The organism is Sphingobacterium populi (assembly GCF_001586775.1).
Lineage (GTDB): Bacteria > Bacteroidota > Bacteroidia > Sphingobacteriales > Sphingobacteriaceae > Sphingobacterium > Sphingobacterium populi.
On the sequence record NZ_LQXS01000002.1, the window covers coordinates 547,495 to 561,848 of the forward strand.

The window sequence follows — 14,354 nt, forward strand, 5'->3', positions numbered from 1 at the left end:
AGTATTAATTTTTGGAATAGAATAGGTGCGAGTTATCCGCCTTGTGTGGCAGTAATAATGAGGATTTGATCCTGCTCGTGCAATGGCGTATCCGCCCATCGTTCTTTGGGGATTACGTGCTGATTGATGGCTACCGCAATGCCTTTTGTATGGCCTTGCATCTCGAGCGCGACCAATGCGGCGACATGCTGAGGCGGATCTTCAAAAAAACGTTGCTGCTGATTGATGTTGAGTGTCATTCCTTGTAGATTTATGTATATGCCTACACTTTAGGGAATGACAGCTATAGTGCGAAAGCACCGAAGATGACGATTCACTTTTCCCTACGCTGGTATGATCCAGATCAGGTTCAAAGGGTAAAATCTCAGCCTGCGAACTATGCAGACACCCCTAAAGTACTTGGCTAATCTACGATATTAAAATGAAAGACCACGATACTTTTCCTACTTTTGTAAGAATGCCTAGCGGAAAAGTGACAAAACCGCGGGTTACTATGCACTAGAACGAATCAGCACGTGGCAAAACTAAAGATCAATTATAACAAAGAAAAGCTCCAGTACAATTCGCCTATATTGAAATATGTTATGGTCGTTGTAACGATCCTGATGGTCTGCTTATTTATGCCTAAGCAACCTCGGTTTCGATATGATTATCAAAAAGGTAAGCCCTGGAATCACGAAAATTTAGTTTCACCTCATGATTTTGCTATTCTTAAAACGCAAGATGAACTAGATAGAGATCGGCAACAAATTCTCAAGACGGTACATCCGATCTACAATGTTAATGAAGTCGTGAGCAAAGAGCAGCTCGATCAATTTAATATTGACTTAGGCGAGAAGTGGCAAGCCGCACAACTAGATACTTTGCCTTCACAAGATATCGAACGTTATCGCGGTGTAGGTACAGCTATATTAGATTACGTGTATAATCGAGGCGTGATCTCACTCAATAGCAGATACCAATTAAAGGGAAATACCTCAGCGACAGGTTCTGAGGCTGAATACAACTTTATCCTCGTAGAAGATAATGTGGCCCAACAACGCAATACAGCGAATATCTACACGATCGAAAGTGCTTACGCATATATTGAACGCACAGTAGATCGTAACCGTTTTGTACAACAAAAAAAATGGCTGTCCGATCTGTTAAAGAATTATGTTGCAGTCAATCTCGTATTCAATGAGGGGCAAACTGAGAAAGCCGAACAAACAGCTTTAGCCAACATTTCAACTACGAGAGGTATAGTACAACGGGATGAGTTGATTGTAGAACAAGGAAAAGTCATAAATAATGAAATTCTCCAAAAGCTAGAATCCCTTCGACGTGTTTATGAAAATGAAGCACAGATGGGCGGTAAGCAAGGTTTAGTCCTATTTGGTAATTTTCTAATGGTGCTACTCATCATGGTTTTGGTGATGATGTTTTTGTATTTCTTTCGCCTCGATATTTACAATAACAACCGATTGTTGATGATTATCTTTGCGGTCATTATCACGATGTTGGGGGTGCTGAGCTGGGCAATTAAAATTAAAATTCCGAGTTTGTACTACATTCCATATTGTATTGTACCTATCATCTTCCGAATTTTATTTGATACACGCGTAGCCCTTAACATTCATTTACTGATGGTGTTGATGGCTGCCTTATTCGTTCCAAACAGTTTTGATTTCGTTTTCTTACAATTGGTTACAGGTATTGTAGCGATCTATAGTATACGGACAATGGTAAAGCGAGAGCAATTCTTGCTATCTAGCTTGCTAATCTTAGCATCTTATATCATCTCATATACAGGATTAGTACTCACGCGCAACGGTACGTTTGACAGTATTTATTGGAATGATGTTTTGCCTTTCGTCATTAGTGTAGGACTCACCTTACTGGCGTATCCGTTAATCTACGCCTTTGAAAAACTTTTTGGTGTTGTTTCCGATCTAACTCTGATGGAATTGACAAATAGTAACTCCAAACTACTTCGCGAATTATCGATCCGAGCACCAGGGACATTCCAACACTCGCTACAAGTCGCCAATCTGGCAGAAGCTGCTGTGTATCGAATAGGAGGTAATCCATTGCTTATCCGAGCCGGAGCGCTCTACCATGATATCGGAAAAATGTCCAACCCTTTGTATTTTATAGAAAATCAGAAGACTGGAAATAATCCGCACGAGGAGCTAACACCAGAACAAAGCGCACAGATTATTATTTCGCACGTATTGAAAGGGGTGGAGATCGCACGTAAAAATCAATTGCCGGAGGTCGTTGTCGATTTTATTCGCACACACCACGGCACCACTAAGGTCGATTATTTTTATAATTTATCCATGAAAAATAATCCAGATAAATTGGTGGATGAAGAGCTGTTTCGCTATCCTGGCCCGATTCCTTTCTCGAAGGAATCGGCAGTGCTGATGATTGCCGATTCGGTGGAAGCAGCCTCTCGTGCGATGAAAGAATATACGGAGCAATCTATCAATAATCTTGTGGACAAAATCGTGGATCATAAGTTGATGCAAAAGCAATTTATGAATGCTAATATCACGATGAAAGAAATTTCTCAGGTAGCGGCGATATTCAAATCTATGCTGAAAAGTATACATCATGTACGGATTGATTACGATGTATTGAAGAAGAAATCCGCAGATGATTAAAAGAACTTTTTGACTGTCAAATCATTGCATCTGGAAGTAAAAAATTGCTTTGCAGAATGAAAATTTTCCGTTATGTTTGCACTGTCAATAACGGAGAGGTGCCTGAGTGGCCGAAAGGAACAGTTTGCTAAACTGTCGTACTGGAAACGGTACCGCGGGTTCGAATCCCGCCCTCTCCGCGAATTTAAGAGCAGCTTCAAAAAGCTGCTCTTTCTTGTTTAAAGACACTTTTCTTTTTTTTATTTCCTTATTTTTTATTGTGAATATAGTGATTTTGGCAGAGTTTTGACAGATTATGTTTAGTGTAAAGTGTTGATATTAAGTCTTATCCTATGTTGTCGAGTTTTCTGACAAATGCTAATACTTGGATAGAATCAGTGTTTGGTAGAATTTGCGGTTGGTACAATACGCAATTTGATAACTTCCTCAAGTTCCACTTTGCTAGATACTGTTTTGGTAGCCTTACCTGTTTTTCAAACTAAATAGAAATATTAAATTTAGTTTGTTAAACATTATGAAAAAGAGCAAATTTTCAGAGCATCAGATTATCAATATTCTTAAAGAATATGAATCCGGTAAATCCACTAAAGATATCTGTCGGGAGCACGGCATATCAGCACCAACTTTTTACCAATGGAAGCACAAGTATGGCGGTATGGATGTGCAACATCTGAAAGAGTTCAGGCGCTGCAGGAAGAAAATTCACGACTGAAGCGGATGTTTGCCGATTTAAGCCTTGATCACCGAATTCTAAAAGACATTATTGAAAACCGACTGTAAGGAGTTCGTGAATACATTGAGACAATCACTAATGAATAAAAAGCTTTAAAGCTTTGTGAACGTAAAGAGCTAGTGAGCTGTACAATGGTTGAGGAAGGGATCAGTGTTCATAGAACTTGTAAAATTGGCTGCATGAGCCGTAGCATGTACTATTATAGCCACGCGAAAGATGATGAGGAAGTGGTTGCTAAACTCATGGATCTGGCAGGCACCTATCCAAATAGAGGCTTTGAAACCTATTATGGAAAAATTAGAATGGCAGATCGACTACAATAGTAATCACTCACAAATCATTAAATGGACTAAGTCCGTGGTTATATATGAAGGAATCTTTGAAAACGTAAAGAACGTTTTCATATTTATTCATTGTTTGAAAAGGGTAAGGCTACCAAAATGGTAAGGCTTCATTTTTGGGAGCACTTACAAAACCGCTTCTGAAAGAATTACTACGAATACAAGAGTTATAAAAAGCCTCTTCACGTAATATAGGGATCTACCACAAAATCAAGTCAATTTAGGGATTTAAACAAAATGCTTCTTCAATAGTACTATTTGCCCCAAGTGGTAATAGCAGTGTTCGATCATCGACTCTATGTTTAGGAGATAGGTGCCATATTTCTCAACGATAAAAATCTCTTGAAGACGTTCTGCAGGAATTTGTTCAATAATTTGAGCAAAATCTTCGGAATCTCGCCAAAAGACATTTAAAAAGGCTTCCCATTGGTCACTTGAAGTAATAGCCGGAAAATCAAAGCTATATTTATCACTTATAGTTAAAACAGCCTCCTTAAAAGCAGTTTTAACTCCTTGTATGTAGTAGTGAATATGTTGTGCGAGGGTTGCGATTGAATTAAGATCACCCATTTCTTTTGTTGCCAATCTCCAATCAAGACCATCTAATTGGTCTTTATAATTGGTGTTTGCTATAAAAGTTCCATTCAGAACCACTTCTCTGAATCTTCTTGCTAATTCGTAACTAAGTTCCATTGTTATAGTCGTTTAAGCTATAAAGTTACATAATTTCTCAATCTGTCTATTTCCAAGACTTTCAACTTTGCAACCGATCCTTTACCCAACTAAATTTCCGTCTGCTTTTCTTATCTGTCCAAACTTTGCTTGCATAACTCTTAGATATGAGCAGTAGGCAAATTTCCTTTGGCCTTTTCGTAGGCAAATTACCCGACAATGCCCACAGTCGTCAATGACCAAGCCCAACGGGTTTGAGCAAAAAAATCTTCCTTGCTCGCTTCCAAAAAAGGTAAGGCTACCATTAGTCATATCTAGTTAATGGTAAGATTACGCTGCTGGACTACGGTATTGATCCGAAATGTGATCATATTGAGTTTCTATTCCATGTATATATTAGTTAAAAGATATTGGTGAAGGTGCTATAATTCACAAAAGATGATTATCTTTAATATGTTGGCTTAAGGATAAGAAAATTTCAACGCAAATTTAAATATAAAGATTATGAGTAAGATCTTAAAAGATAGGGGCCAAAATCGTGGTTTTTTGGATTTTGTTTTTGCCGAAGCTCCACTGTTTGGAGTTTTAAGTATTTTAATCTCCGATAATCAGTCAAAAGCTAAGAAGATTACCACAATAGCAGCCACATTTGTAGGATTAATTGCAGCTGCAATAGTTACATAAGGTTTTAGCTACTAATTTTTAATTAATTTACATTTTGTAATTCCAGTAACCTGTTGTACATGGAATAGCTTTGAGTCCAGGCTGTGTCGCATGAACTATTCCGTCCTTTAACACGGTCATAAAATAAACCATATTGCTCGACTTTTTGATGTTGATGTCATAGTATTCATTTAGTAAAACGATATAGCATTGCGAAAAGCGACGGCAGGTTTTAGAATTATCAGTTAGAATATACTACCATGCTATAAACTTAAATAATGAAGAGCATAAATATCAAAAACCTATTAGCCGCGGGGATAGCGTGCTGTTTGACTTCTACCTTATTAGCACAAGTGCCTGCCAAGAATGACTATTCTGATAAAGCGCGTGAAACACTAGCCAACATTGAAATACGCTATGCCGTGCCTGACGGTAAGCAATTGCTACGAGAGAATTATCCGTTTGACGATAATTATACCGCAAGCTATCTTGCGGGTAATGAGGGCAAAGCTAAAACTAATCCTTATTCTTATCTATGGCCTTTTTCTGGAAGTTTATCCGCTTACGTCGCATTGCTTGAGCAGGCTGATGATGAAGCAAATGTCAAAAGTCATATCGATAGTGTCGTACTTCCTGGTTTAGAAAATTACTATGATACACGGCAGCCAGCCGGATATGCATCATACATTAACAGTGCCGCGCCGTCAGATCGATTTTATGATGATAATGTCTGGCTGGGTATTGATTTTACTGACCTGTATCTACATACGAAAGAAAAACATTATCTGGAAAAGGCACAGGAGATTTGGCGCTTTGTAGCAAGCGGTATGGATGATAAATTGGGTGGTGGGATCTATTGGTGCGAACAGAAAAAGGAATCCAAAAATACCTGCTCTAATGCACCAGCTGTGGTGTACTTACTCAAGCTGTACGATGCGACCAAATCCCAAGATTATCTGGATCAAGCGATAACATTATATCAATGGACGAAGGACAATTTGCAAGATCCCGAAGATAATGTGTATTGGGATAATATCAATCTGGAAGGGAAGGTGCAAACGGCCAAATATCCGTACAATACAGGGCAGATGATTCAAGCGGGGGCGTTGCTGTACAAAATCACTAGAAAGAAAGAATATCTTAATGATGCTCAAGCATCAGCGAAGGGCGGAATGGCTCGATTCTTCACGAAAGAAGATTCTGACTCGTACCCAGTATTAAATCGAAGTGATAATTGGTTTATCGCCGTGATGCTACGCGGCTATGTGGAGCTATATCATCAGGATAACGATGTGCAGTATATCAATGCCTTCAAAGCCAATATGGATCATGCTTGGGACGAGATGCGTGATAAGGATGGCCTTTTTAGCAAAGATTGGAAAGAAACATCGCGTAAAACGGACAAAAAATGGCTGCTTGATCAGTTTGCTATTGCTGAAATGTACGCGCGTTTATCCGATTTCGATAGATAGTCGACAAAAGTTCAATAATGCTCAAGTGCGATTGCTGTTAACCGATTGTTCGTTGGTTGATATGGCACTTGAGCATAATTTGAGTGTTATAATGGTTTCTACAAACCCTTTGAGAAGATATAAATCAGCCGAAAATGTTTGACGTTTTCAGATGCTTTACACCAGCTATTGAAAGTATTTCTCATTACTGCACTTCGCGATCGCGACGCGCATTTTCTTTACGCTTCTTACTATCGAGATAGCGGGATAAGAAGTAGATAGTGGCTCCAAGATAGGGGAAAAACAGTACAATCAAGATCCAAAGAACCTTAGTAACACCTGTCTCCCGATTTAAGATCTGGAACACGGCTACTAGTAGGTATAGTAGCGCTATTAGAGCAGCGATGATCACTACAATCTCGAAAGAACCGATATTAACGAATAGTAGGTTATGCATATTTTGTTAACTAGTTAATTATGAAAGATAAATTATTTGCAATCTACCGCGGCATATTTTATTGAATATGCTGCTGCTTCATCCGTCTGTTCACGTTGGCTTTCTGTGTTTACTTTCAAGGGTTTTTGATACAACTCCATTCCTTTAGTTAATCTAAAGTTAAGGTTGAGTGTATCCTGCATACCTTCTTGCATATAAGTCCATTGCACCGCGACATCTTCGCCTTCTATGCTTCCTTTTAATGTGCCCTTTCGCGCATCTTTTTCCAGCGGAATCCAATCCATCTCCCCACTGATCTCATTCTGGTCAATCAGTAAGTGCACTTTTGTTGTATCTTGATTTTCCGTGCCCTCTGTGCGAACAAAACAGTAGTGCCCATTATCTAAACCATGGCTAACAGCCATCGTGCTGTCTTGCTCATCATTTGGGGTAATACTTTTGTCGGCATTTCCTTGACAAGAAGCGAATACAAAAGCAAGACCGATTACTCCTAAAAAGTTTTTCATATTTAAAATATTATGAACCAATTTTCAAAATTATATAATTGATTAGCATAAATCCGGCCAAACAGCAGAAAGGCGGAGTTGTGGCGGTTCAATAAGTAATTCTATAATTCGTGGTCTACTTTCGTTTTGTCTTGTCGTTCTCCCAATTACCATCATAACTAACGTTTCCGTCTTTGTCATATAGCACCCCTTGCCCATGCCGCTGATTATTTTTCCACTGGCCAACATAGCGTTCTCCGCTAGGCCAATAATATGATCCTTTACCCTCCCTTTTGTCCTGGCGAAATTCTCCTTCATAACGTACGCCATCTTTCCAGTTGTACACGCCATATCCATCTCGCTTATTTTCTTTCCAATCGCCATTGTATGTGCCACCAGAAGCATCCCACACGCCCGTGCCTGTGCCGTGCGCCATGCCATTTTTGGTGTCGCCCACATATTGAATCGTTTGTCCAGTAGGACCTTGGATCGTGATAGCTTTTAGTTGCTCTTTTTCTTCAAGTGCGCGTTCTCGAGCGCTCAATTTTCTGTTGAGGTCGGTAATCTTATTCTCTAGACTGTCAGTGTTTTTTGTTGCTAATGCTATTTGGTTATTGGTCACATTGTGGTCTGATGGAGTAGCCGCCACAGCTGTACTGTCTTGCTTAGACGGTGTTGCTGGCTGCGTAGGAGGAGTGCTTGCATTCGCAATCAGACTGCGTGTCACGGCCAATCGAGCTAGCAGTTCTTCTTTATGATTTTGGTACGCACTATCTGCTTGCAATTCTTGATATTGTTGCAGCGCATCTAGATACCGACCCGAGAACAATAACTTATCAATTGTTTGTAAAGGATTTCTATCTGTACTATCCTTCGTTTCGGTTTTCGAAAATGTTTCCAGATCAGCAACTGTAGCTCGTAATGTCTTATTTTGAAAGCTCAAATATAGGATGGCTCCGAAGAGCGACAGTACGATTACGACCGATATCCAGATTACTTTTTGTGTCATTGTCATTTCTTATTTAAGATCCTTTTAGCCATGATTTTCTATCCTATGGGATTAATCGAAAAGGCGTGTGCGAGGCACGCGGGATTCCTTTTTGCGAAAATCTAAAGAGAAATAGGCATTTGTTCTAAAAATCCAACGATTAGTATACAAGTAACCAGCGTCTAAGGTTTGGCCGGTAGTGTACATCATGCCGACGGTCAATTTTACGCGCGGATTTAGGATGTAACCAATCGATGGATTAATTCGAAGGTCTTCTAACGGGCTATCCACTACTTTTTTTCCGTTTTGCATAATGATCTCAATATCTGGAGTAAAGAATACGGTGCCCGGTGCCAACTTATTGTTATTGAGAGGGATATTCATGTAGAATTTGTAGCGCCAACGGTTGCGAAAGATCCAGTCGGCACCTACAGCATTCGAGCGGCTCCACCGATGCTCAATACGGATTCGATGATAGATCATGCTGCGGCTAAGGGGCATCGCAAATAGGTATTCGTGCCAAATACGAGGTTCAAGTACCAAGTTGTCAAATTCAGGATTTCCGGGATCTGGAGAGAAGTTGAGCCGCAATACCGGACCTAATGATACGCTGAAACGTTCATTAACCAAGTAATTAATGGCATGTCGATTATAGATCTGTCCCATTTGCCCCAGATAGTCTGCTGACTCGTTTCCAACTCGGCGGTAATGAAATTGCGCATCCCAGAAAATTTTGTCACTAATTCTAAATTTGCCATAGAAACCGTTCCATGCGGCGGTGGAGAGAGGTTGTTTTATGGCCTCGTCAGGCCGTTCATCTTGGGCGTTCGCAGGAAACGAAAATAGAAACCATGATGTTAGTAATAAAGTGATGGCACGTGTATTAAATGTCATGTTTATCCTTCAGTTACTCGTTTATTACTAATGATTTCAAAATACTGCTCCGGATCTTTAGGTGCGCGCCGGAGTTGGCGTTCAAGTTCGCGTGTATCTTCCATACGCAAATCCATCATACGATCCAGTAAGGAATAGATGCGCGACAGCGATGTACTCAAGGTATTACAATCCAGATTCTGCTGCAAAGTGGTTAGCAAATAGGGTATGAGTTCGTCATGATACGTATTATACAAACGCTCTTTCACGCGCTCTTCCATATACGTGTAGGTGTAAGCATTCCAGATGCTCCGTGTGTACTCTTCGTCTATTTGATCTAGGCGCTGCTGCAATTGGCCTAATGTAGCATGCAGACCGCCGTAGGCTTGATAACAGGACAATAAACTGTCTATAGCTATTAAACGATCTTGGACGGATAACAAGCTATAGGAGCGGAATGTGGAATCGAGCTGAAGATGGACGGCTTCGCTGAACCGACGATGTAAAGGCGTGAACGGTTGAGCTGTTTCCTGCTCAGAAAACGCGTGCATCACCGAATCGCGCAAATCAATAAGTTGTTGCTCCTTGCTGGTAAGTTCACCTTGCGCCAGGACTTGCTGCACAAATTTTCCTGATTGCTGTACCACACGTTGGACATCGTTAAAGATGGCGGTCAAGTGACGGTTGATAGCAGCTACTTCATAATTCTCCAGCGCTGGTGGAAAGTTGTACAAAGCTATTTTGGTCGTGTCCCTATGCTCATAAGAAATACTGTCTGGATAGCTTAATGCTAATTTTTTGCGATTTAGAATCGCGTGGTGATCTACATATTCTGCAGCTTCATCGACCAAGAAAGCGAGTGGTGGCGCCAGAGCGGCCAATCGAGATTCATAAATACCGAACGCAGCAAAGCTACGTGCCAATTCTTCTTGAGAGAAGCGGCCGGTTTGCACGGCAGGATTATCCAAAAACTGATTGATAATCAGGCGCGTTTCGCGCAGTAATTTTTCGTTAGCTAAATTGAGACGTTTTTCTTCATCAGAGAATGGAAATTTGCGGATTTTGATGCGTATTGGGGGGATCAATGTACTGCCAGCAACACGTTGCCACACGTTTTTGCCTCGATAAGATGCCGGATTTGCCAATACGCGTTCCATAAACTGATTGCTACGACTGAGTAGTATTTGCAAATTGCCATCTGTAAATACGCCACTTAGCGCAGTGGTATCCATTAATAACTCCGTGTATTCCAAAGCACGGAAGTAGGTTGAAGTAACAGGCAACCGGGTAAGCAATCCTTGTCCGCTACGCACTAGCGTATCGAAGCCGATGTGGCTTATTTCATAACGTTGACGCTCTAACTCATAATAGTGCTTACTGAAAAAGCCATGGTCGTAACGACGAATTTCTATTATATCCGCTATACTATCTTGAATATGGGTAAAACGCCAGTCGCCATGCGGAAATCCTTCCTGATCGAACTGCCCTTCGATGCGCAAATTTGGGGCGGAGCCGCGCAAAGCGCCTTGTGGCTGCCCCATTTCGTAAGAAAATTGAGCATAATAAGTCGTGTCTGCCGCGTACGAATCCACTAAGTTACGATCAATCAACTCGTATTGTCCGTTGACGATGCCAGATTTGAATGTGGTTTTGATCAACGATTCTTGTCCATTCACGTCGTAGACCACTCTTGCGTCTAATGCTTGCGGATTGCCAGATACAGTAAAATCCCGCGATACGAATCGCCAAGGACCGTTTTTTATATTTCCAGAAAAGGGCCCGTCTAATACAAAACCATGAATGGTATCGCTATCCTGATAATGTTCTATAAATTGCTGAAAGCGAAAGTTGCCATTCTTTACTGTGTCGTCGGCCACCATTGTATAGTCATAGATCGCTGTTCCAGTTACCGAGTCGAGTAGTCTGTATCGGCCTTCATATCGCTGTGTAGGCTCCTGTGCATGCAGCACAGAAGTACTTAGAAGCAAAATACATGTAAAACAGAAGGATAAGGTGACGAATTGATGAATGAGGTATTGCGAAAGAAAAAATCTATAGATATGCCTATAAATCATTAGTTGTTCGTGTTTAGAAATTAAGTACAGTGCGAAAGACAGGTAGCGTGTCTTTAAAATTATCCAATTCGATAAAAATACAAATTTTTATGTAATCAGCAACTTATTCGTTCACACGTAGCGCTAAGTAGGTGCTACACCACTTTTCTATGACGAATGATTTTGGCGAGCATAAGAGGAAAAAATCGCTTTAGATAAGCTCCCATTACTTCCTGGCCTCCAATAAAAGCTTGGTTTTTTCTATTTGCTATGGCTACAAGCATTTTTTTTGCACATTTTTCTACAGCGACACCTTTACTCGTAGCGTCATCCATTGTACCTTGTGGTGTGCCATCACCGGTCAATGCGTTGATAGAAATATTAGTTTGCACGTAACCCGGACAGATAATTGTGATTAGAATATTCTTGGAATACATTTCGGCTCGTAATGCATCAAAGAATCCGTGCAATGCATGCTTGGCAGCTGCATAACTGCTGCGCATCGGCGCAGCAAAAGCGCCCATTAAACTGGATACAACGACGATATGACCACTTTCCGCAGTTATCATATGCGGTAATATGGCCTTAGTAAGTGCTACGGTTCCAAAAAAGTTAATATTCATCAGGCGCATATCCACATCCAAGCTTGTTTCAATGGCTAAAGAGCGTTGGGATATTCCTGCGTTATTAATCATGATATCCACTTTTCCAAATGCGCGCGTAGCTTGCGCTACAGCATCTGGGAGTGTTGCAGTATCTTCCAGATCCAACGGTAATATCACGTACCGATCTGCATCAAGTTTGGCATTTTGTGCGACCTCGTTTAGTTCTTTTTCTTTTCTAGACGACAGGATGATGTTTGCTGTGGTTTTAGATGCTAATTCATATACTAGCGCTTCACCTATGCCAGACGAAGCGCCTGTTATCCAGATCACTTTATTATCGAAGTACTTTTTCATTGCTGTCTTGTTTTAGATATGCTACGACTCGTGTTTTTGTATTTGATGAGTTAATGAGCTTTTTTAAAGCCTTGCAATGTACTGCCCGGCCTTCATTCCCGAGAAAATGCAACCGCCGAGAAAGGTGCCTTCCAAAGCTCGGTATCCATGCATGCCGCCACCGCCGAAGCCCGCTGCTTCGCCTACAGCGTACAAACCCTGGATTACTCCATCATCTTCCTGTAATACCTGTGCATTAAGATTGGTTTTAATACCGCCCAATGTTTTACGAGTAAGAATATGAAGACGAACGGCAATCAAGGGGCCGTTTTTAGGATCTAAGATTTTATGTAAAGCCGCGACACGACCTAATCGATCTCCCATGTATTTTCGGGTATTTCGGATATAATTGACTTGGGTGTCTTTCGAATAGTTATTGTCTAGTTCACGATCTCTGGCGTCGATCTGCTCCTTAATTTTTTTATAATCTAATAGGTTTTCGCCAGATAGTTCATTCATTTTATCGACCAACGTTTCCAGATTATCTGATACCAGAAAGTCCTTACCGTATTTTTTGAAAGCTTCCACAGGATCAGGAGCTTTTGTACCAAAGAGTCTTTTCACAACTCGCCAGTAATCTTTATCTGTAATATCAGGGTTTTGTTCTGATCCAGAAAGCGCAAATTCTTTTTTGATTATTTTTTGAGTAAGGATAAACCAAGAGTAGGTGAAGCCCGTATTCTGTAAATATTTCAAAGTCCCCAAGGTGTCGAAGCCCGGTAGATATGGCGCTGGGAGTCGCGTTCCTCGAGCATCAAACCACATGGAGGATGGCCCGGGTAATATTCTGATGCCGTGGTTTGGCCATATGGGATTCCAGTTTTGTATTCCTTCTGTATAATGCCACATTCTGTCGCGATTAATAATGTGTGCTCCATACTGCGCTGAGATACCGATCATTTTCCCATCAACATAGCTTGGAACTCCGCAAAGCATGTCTTTCGGAGCGGCTCCTAATCGATCTGGCCAATTTGTACCAACCAATTCCGCGTTGGCTCCTATGCCTCCAGAGGCAATAATCACGTGGTCAGCATAATATTCGAAGGGCGCAATAATGTTTCTGTTTGTAGCGACTCCTCTTGCCTTGTCATCACGCTCCAAAATATTGCCCTTTACGCCTTTTACGATATGGTTCTCCATCACCAATGCCGTGACGCTGTGGCGAAATCTCATCTGTAACAGTCCCTTACTTTGGGCTTCATATGCTTTATCTACAAAAGGTTTTACTACGCCGGTGCCAGTTCCCCAGCTAACGTGAAAACGAGGTACAGAATTTCCGTGTCCGTCAGCAGATCCATCTCCGCGCTCAGCCCATCCTACCATAAATAGAAATCTGATGCCAAGCTTAGAGACGTAAGTATATTTTTCATTTGCGGCAAATTGCAAATAAGCTTCCGCCCATTTCCGCGGCCAGTAATCATCTTCACGATCAAAGTTTGCAGTGCCTTTCCAATCCTGAAGTGCGAGTTCATAAGAATCTTTTATTCCCATTCGCCGCTGCTGGGGTGAGTTAATCAGAAATAATCCGCCGAAAGACCAAAAAGCTTGTCCTCCGATATTTGCTTCGGTTTCTTGATCCAGTAGAAGCACTTTTTTTCCAACCTTCGTGATTTCCATGGCAGCAGTTAGTCCTGCCAAGCCGGCGCCAATAATGATAACATCTGGTTGATAAGAAGATTTCATGTGCTAGTTTGCTTGATTAGTAGAGTAAGTTATGGTATTTGTGGGAAATAATTTTCGTTGGATGATGTTTTTTGTCGTATTGTCAATCAATGACTACTGCTTTTCGCATCATAATTAACGTCATGTTCTAAACTGCGTTCCGAATAATTTCATTAGAAGTACTATATTTATGGCTATATCAGCCTTGTAAACATACTTTATGACCTGTATAACCGACCGTTGTACGCATTTCAAAATTTTAATGATCTCGACCCATTCTCCTATTGCTTCTCTATTGATAAAGAGCTTATCTGTATTGCTATCCCTAT

At 40.9% G+C, this 14,354-nt stretch carries 14 protein-coding genes, 1 tRNA gene and 1 riboswitch; of the genes, 6 read left to right on the forward strand and 9 right to left on the reverse strand.

Translation table 11 applies throughout. The features are described 5' to 3' along the window. Nucleotides 1-32: 32 nt before the first annotated feature. Complete coding sequence (gene thiS, locus A0125_RS06700) at nt 33-239, reverse strand: sulfur carrier protein ThiS (RefSeq protein ID WP_066753860.1); 207 nt, start codon at nt 237-239, stop codon at nt 33-35. Between the two features lie 64 nt (nt 240-303). Next, nucleotides 304-402, reverse strand: a riboswitch (TPP riboswitch). Nucleotides 403-515: 113 nt separating this feature from the next. Between thiS and A0125_RS06705 the strand changes: the two genes are divergently transcribed. The 4 genes from A0125_RS06705 to A0125_RS06720 all read left to right on the forward strand — a co-directional run bounded on the left by A0125_RS06705 (nt 516) and on the right by A0125_RS06720 (nt 3,704). Next, nucleotides 516-2,648 carry an HD family phosphohydrolase gene (locus tag A0125_RS06705; RefSeq protein WP_066753862.1) on the forward strand — a complete coding sequence of 711 codons (2,133 nt, stop codon included), beginning with the start codon at nt 516-518 and terminating at the stop codon, nt 2,646-2,648. A 92-nt stretch (nt 2,649-2,740) separates the two neighbouring features. After that, a tRNA-Ser gene (locus A0125_RS06710) sits at nt 2,741-2,827 on the forward strand. A gap of 335 nt (nt 2,828-3,162) precedes the next feature. Then, nucleotides 3,163-3,360 (forward strand): transposase, encoded by a 198-nt coding sequence (locus tag A0125_RS06715; RefSeq protein ID WP_082784933.1) that lies wholly within the window; start codon nt 3,163-3,165, stop codon nt 3,358-3,360. 200 nt (nt 3,361-3,560) lie between these two features. Continuing rightward, nucleotides 3,561-3,704, forward strand: coding sequence for a hypothetical protein (locus A0125_RS06720; RefSeq protein WP_156472447.1), 144 nt, complete (start codon nt 3,561-3,563; stop codon nt 3,702-3,704). Between the two features lie 246 nt (nt 3,705-3,950). On the opposite strand, the gene A0125_RS06725 is transcribed toward A0125_RS06720, so the two are convergent. After that, a complete protein-coding gene (locus tag A0125_RS06725) occupies nt 3,951-4,415 on the reverse strand; it encodes a DUF1572 family protein (RefSeq protein WP_066753865.1) in 465 nt (154 codons plus the stop codon). A 483-nt stretch (nt 4,416-4,898) separates the two neighbouring features. Between A0125_RS06725 and A0125_RS06730 the strand changes: the two genes are divergently transcribed. Both A0125_RS06730 and A0125_RS06735 read left to right on the forward strand, forming a co-directional pair. Then, the gene (locus tag A0125_RS06730; RefSeq protein WP_066753866.1) at nt 4,899-5,078 is read left to right on the forward strand and encodes a hypothetical protein; all 180 of its coding nucleotides are present in this window, start codon (nt 4,899-4,901) and stop codon (nt 5,076-5,078) included. A gap of 257 nt (nt 5,079-5,335) precedes the next feature. Then, nucleotides 5,336-6,529, forward strand: coding sequence for a glycoside hydrolase family 76 protein (locus tag A0125_RS06735; protein ID WP_066753869.1), 1,194 nt, complete (start codon nt 5,336-5,338; stop codon nt 6,527-6,529). Between the two features lie 184 nt (nt 6,530-6,713). Here the strand turns inward: A0125_RS06735 and A0125_RS06740 are convergent, their stop codons facing one another. From A0125_RS06740 to A0125_RS06770, 7 genes are all read right to left on the reverse strand, one after another. Further along, nucleotides 6,714-6,965, reverse strand: a complete 252-nt coding sequence (locus A0125_RS06740) for a PLDc N-terminal domain-containing protein (protein ID WP_066753871.1) — start codon at nt 6,963-6,965, stop codon at nt 6,714-6,716. A 32-nt stretch (nt 6,966-6,997) separates the two neighbouring features. Next, nucleotides 6,998-7,471 carry a hypothetical protein gene (locus tag A0125_RS06745; protein ID WP_066753873.1) on the reverse strand — a complete coding sequence of 158 codons (474 nt, stop codon included), beginning with the start codon at nt 7,469-7,471 and terminating at the stop codon, nt 6,998-7,000. Nucleotides 7,472-7,586: 115 nt separating this feature from the next. Further along, nucleotides 7,587-8,459, reverse strand: a complete 873-nt coding sequence (locus tag A0125_RS06750) for a PLD nuclease N-terminal domain-containing protein (protein ID WP_066753875.1) — start codon at nt 8,457-8,459, stop codon at nt 7,587-7,589. Between the two features lie 51 nt (nt 8,460-8,510). Next, nucleotides 8,511-9,332, reverse strand: coding sequence for a DUF2490 domain-containing protein (locus A0125_RS06755; RefSeq protein WP_066753877.1), 822 nt, complete (start codon nt 9,330-9,332; stop codon nt 8,511-8,513). Between the two features lie 2 nt (nt 9,333-9,334). Continuing rightward, on the reverse strand, nt 9,335-11,386 hold the full coding sequence (locus A0125_RS06760) for a hypothetical protein (RefSeq protein WP_156472448.1): 2,052 nt from the start codon (nt 11,384-11,386) through the stop codon (nt 9,335-9,337). A 134-nt stretch (nt 11,387-11,520) separates the two neighbouring features. After that, entirely contained in the window at nt 11,521-12,324 is an 804-nt protein-coding gene (locus tag A0125_RS06765) for an SDR family oxidoreductase (protein WP_066753880.1), read from the reverse strand. Nucleotides 12,325-12,387: 63 nt separating this feature from the next. After that, nucleotides 12,388-14,046: an FAD-binding dehydrogenase gene (locus A0125_RS06770; protein ID WP_066753881.1), complete on the reverse strand. Its 1,659-nt coding sequence runs from the start codon at nt 14,044-14,046 to the stop codon at nt 12,388-12,390. Between the last annotated feature and the right edge of the window lie 308 nt (nt 14,047-14,354).

Coding starts and splice junctions, on each gene's coding strand:
- A0125_RS06740 (WP_066753871.1), bottom strand. CDS start 6,965: ATGCATAACCTACTATTCGTTAATATCGGTTCTTTCGAGATTGTAGTG.
- thiS (WP_066753860.1), bottom strand. CDS start 239: ATGACACTCAACATCAATCAGCAGCAACGTTTTTTTGAAGATCCGCCT.
- A0125_RS06750 (WP_066753875.1), bottom strand. CDS start 8,459: ATGACACAAAAAGTAATCTGGATATCGGTCGTAATCGTACTGTCGCTC.
- A0125_RS06765 (WP_066753880.1), bottom strand. CDS start 12,324: ATGAAAAAGTACTTCGATAATAAAGTGATCTGGATAACAGGCGCTTCG.
- A0125_RS06755 (WP_066753877.1), bottom strand. CDS start 9,332: ATGACATTTAATACACGTGCCATCACTTTATTACTAACATCATGGTTT.
- A0125_RS06770 (WP_066753881.1), bottom strand. CDS start 14,046: ATGAAATCTTCTTATCAACCAGATGTTATCATTATTGGCGCCGGCTTG.
- A0125_RS06720 (WP_156472447.1), top strand. CDS start 3,561: ATGAGCCGTAGCATGTACTATTATAGCCACGCGAAAGATGATGAGGAA.
- A0125_RS06735 (WP_066753869.1), top strand. CDS start 5,336: ATGAAGAGCATAAATATCAAAAACCTATTAGCCGCGGGGATAGCGTGC.
- A0125_RS06745 (WP_066753873.1), bottom strand. CDS start 7,471: ATGAAAAACTTTTTAGGAGTAATCGGTCTTGCTTTTGTATTCGCTTCT.
- A0125_RS06725 (WP_066753865.1), bottom strand. CDS start 4,415: ATGGAACTTAGTTACGAATTAGCAAGAAGATTCAGAGAAGTGGTTCTG.
- A0125_RS06715 (WP_082784933.1), top strand. CDS start 3,163: ATGAAAAAGAGCAAATTTTCAGAGCATCAGATTATCAATATTCTTAAA.
- A0125_RS06760 (WP_156472448.1), bottom strand. CDS start 11,386: ATGATTTATAGGCATATCTATAGATTTTTTCTTTCGCAATACCTCATT.
- A0125_RS06730 (WP_066753866.1), top strand. CDS start 4,899: ATGAGTAAGATCTTAAAAGATAGGGGCCAAAATCGTGGTTTTTTGGAT.